The sequence below is a fragment of the Moorena sp. SIO4A5 genome (assembly GCF_010672005.1).
Taxonomy (GTDB): Bacteria; Cyanobacteriota; Cyanobacteriia; order Cyanobacteriales; family Coleofasciculaceae; genus Moorena.
In genome coordinates this window covers 1-3,313 of the sequence record NZ_JAAHHZ010000539.1, presented here as the reverse complement: position 1 = coordinate 3,313, position 3,313 = coordinate 1, and the positions used below count along the sequence as shown (strand labels likewise).

At 46.1% G+C, this 3,313-nt stretch carries 2 protein-coding genes; both read left to right on the top strand.

The window, feature by feature from the left end; translation table 11 throughout:
* Window positions 1-1,883 (top strand): CHASE2 domain-containing protein (locus F6K57_RS40605; protein ID WP_293074619.1); only part of this gene is annotated, 1,883 nt, incomplete at its 5' end.
* Window positions 1,884-2,354: 471 nt separating this feature from the next.
* Window positions 2,355-3,032 (top strand): hypothetical protein, encoded by a 678-nt coding sequence (locus F6K57_RS40600; protein ID WP_075897339.1) that lies wholly within the window; start codon window positions 2,355-2,357, stop codon window positions 3,030-3,032.
* Window positions 3,033-3,313: the final 281 nt, after the last annotated feature.

Here is a 3,313-nt window from a genome sequence, read left to right as displayed (position 1 = left end):
TTTTAGAGCGTTACCACCAAGCAGAAATTGCCCTAAGTACTCCAGAGTATCAACAACCAAGCAAATCGCACCAGAGCCGTGATCGACACAAGGTTAGAATTCTAGCAATTCTGGGCAATAGCGAAGGGATTAATATCAAACAAGACCGACAATTATTAGAGAATTTACCCTTTGCAGACATTACCTTTCTAGTAGAACCACCACGGCAGAAGCTCAACGAAACCCTGTGGGAGCAACCTTGGGATATTTTGTTTTTTGCAGGTCATAGTGAAACCGAGGCAGGAAGAGGTCGGATTCATATCAATCAGACCGATAGCTTAACCATTGACGAACTCAGAGAAGCCCTCAAAAAAGCCATAGAAAGGGGGTTGTCCCTAGCAATTTTTAATTCCTGTGATGGCTTAGGATTAGCCAATGAGCTAGAACAGCTGCACATTCCCCACATGATTATTATGCGGGAGCCCGTACCGGATCTCGTAGCACAGCAGTTTTTGCAATATTTTATCAAAGCCTTTGCTAGTGGTAAATCCTTGTATCTAGCAGTGCAAGAAGCCCGGAAAAAACTGCAAGGTTTGGAAGATCAATGTCCCTGTGCCAGTTGGTTGCCAGTGATTTGTCAAAATCCTGCGACCATACCCCCAACCTGGCAACAGTTGCGTGGCAATCACCAGCACCACCTGCTCCAATCGGCTCTGATCCTCAGTGTAGTTGTTACCATTTTAGTCATGGTGATCCGGCAGCTGGGAATACTTCAGCTTTGGGAACTAAAGGCATTTGACCAGCTGATGCGGCTGCGACCTAATCCAGGGGTAGACACCCGTTTGCTGGTGGTTGAAGCCACAGATGCCGAGATCAAGCGCTATGGCTATCCCCTCCCAGATCAAACCCTAGCCCAAGTCCTAGACAAGCTAGAGTCTGATCAACCGCGAGTGATTGGCTTAGACATCTTTCGGGAACGTCCTAGAGAACCTGGTCATCAGGCATTGAGCCGTCAGTTACAGCAAAATCAGAAATTCATTGCCCTTTGTAGCGCTAGGGAAGCTAACGACCCCGAAAACTCAGGCATGGAACCTCCCTCTGGGGTGCGAGAATCCCGCCTTGGTTTTAGCAATATCATGGCTGACCCTGATGGCATTATCCGTAGGCATCTTGTATTTATGCATCCCTACCACGATGACCCCTGTGCCACCGACCACTCCTTCAGTGCTAGGGTCGCATTGCATTACTTAGCCCAAGACGGAATCAAAGCAAAAACCATTGCTATGAATAAAATACGCTTGGGTAAGACTGTCTTAAGAGAGTTGTCAGCTAATGCCGGGGGTTATCACAATCGTGATCATCGGGGGTTCCAGGTGTTACTCAATTACCGGAAAACTGTCGCTCGACGAGTCACTTTTACAGAGGTGCTAGAGGGTCAGGTCAAACCAGAGTGGGTCAAAGACAAAATTGTCCTGATCGGAATAACTGCAAGGATTGCCAAGGATTACCATTTTACCCCCTACAGTGCCCTGCAGTGGCCATACCAAGAAATGCCAGGGGTAATTCTTCAGGCCCAGATGGTCAGTCAGATGATCAGTGCTGGCCTCGGTGAGCGTCGATTATTATCGGTGTGGTCGCCCTGGGGAGACCTGTTCTGGGTTTGGGGTTGGTCAATCATTGGTGCTACCATTGCCTGGCGCTGTGGTCGAATGCTGTATTGGGGACTCGCTACCGTCACAGCGACAGGGGTTTTATATCTCCTATGTTTTGGTCTATTTACTCTAGGAGTATGGGTACCTCTGGTGCCATCAGCCTTAGCATTGGTAGCCACTAGTGGAATTGTGGTGGTTTATAGGACAACACTTGGAGCCATCACTCCGTCAGCTCTCGGACGAATTCTCTAGCATTTCCATTTGAGTTGGAAACAATAATTACAGTTTTTGACCTTAGCAAAAATCCCTATATACCTGATTATCTCTTGCTTCTTGCTTCTTGCCTCTTGCCTTTTCCTTAGGCGTTGCTGATTCTAGGTATGGTTTTGCCCCCCTAACCCCCCAATTTTGGGGGGAATAAGACGTTCAAAGTCCCCCAAAGTTGGGGGACCAACGGGGGCTTTAACAAAACCAGATGATTGCGCATTCATTCCTTAATTCAGCAACGCCTTTCCTTAAGGGTAATCGTTCACAACTCAAATGGATCCGGATCTGATCTCAAACACCAAGGAAACTAGAATAGCTAAGCAAATTTTGCTTCAAAAAAAAAATTTTTCTGATCATCTGCGAAAAGTTGGCTTGAGAGGCGCTGTAACAAGTATCAATGAAAAAACGCCGCCTGAGCCGGTGTTTGATGAATTTCTAGAAAAGGTGTATTCTCAAATGAATAATTTGCTAAAGCAGCTTTGGACAACACTAGTTTCCTTCACTCTCAACATAAGACAGCGCTTGCAACAATTAGCAGCAACGATACTGAAGGGATTCGAGCAACCAAATCATAGTAATTCTCAGCCGATTGACCAGCAATCATCATCCCAAGACTCCCAACAACTATCACAATCATCACAACTACTGATAGTAATGAATTACACACCACCGAATGATGGAGACGGACCTCCCGGTGAAACCGGAGACGCCGGATCACTCTGGAAATTGTACCAGCTAATCGATGAAAATCCTGAGTTTAATAACCCACAACTGTTACCAATATCAACATCAATAAAAAGACAACTATCACAACTACAGATGCTAAATACTTTCACACCACCGAATGATGGAGACGGCCCCGTCGGTGACAGCAAAGACGCCGGATCATTCTGCCAAAATTACCAGGTAATCACAGATGAAAATCCTGAGTCTACTGACTCACAACCATCTAGTGTTACCAAGTCGCCTTCAGGTCAATCAACCTTGCCCTCTGACCCTGTCTCCCCCAAACCTGAGTCACAACAATTGTTGACCGCAATGAGTTTAAATCCATTCACAGATTACAATCCACCAAATGATGGCAAGGGACCCGTCGGTGACAGCAAAGATGCAGGGACCTCCTTGCGCAGATAGTAGTTACTGAGTTGAAGTATACCAGTTTTCAATTCCTAGGTTTTAAAAAATAGGGAGTAGCGACTACATCGCTGCTTCCTATTCCCTATTACCTATTGTCTATTGCCTATTCCCGATTCCCGATTCCCGATTCCCGATTCCCGATTCCCGATTCCCGATTCAACACTTCTGGAAAAAAACCAGCCTCCAAAACCTCCTCCTGAGCAAAAGAACACTGAGAAGGAAAAGTACTCAACTTAATCCCAGTTTCCTGAGCTGCCTTGACTGTGGATTTTTTTTAG

Bases quoted from the DNA above. Each gene is read 5' to 3' on its own strand.
- F6K57_RS40600 (WP_075897339.1), top strand. From the start codon at position 2,355: ATGAATAATTTGCTAAAGCAGCTTTGGACAACACTAGTTTCCTTCACT.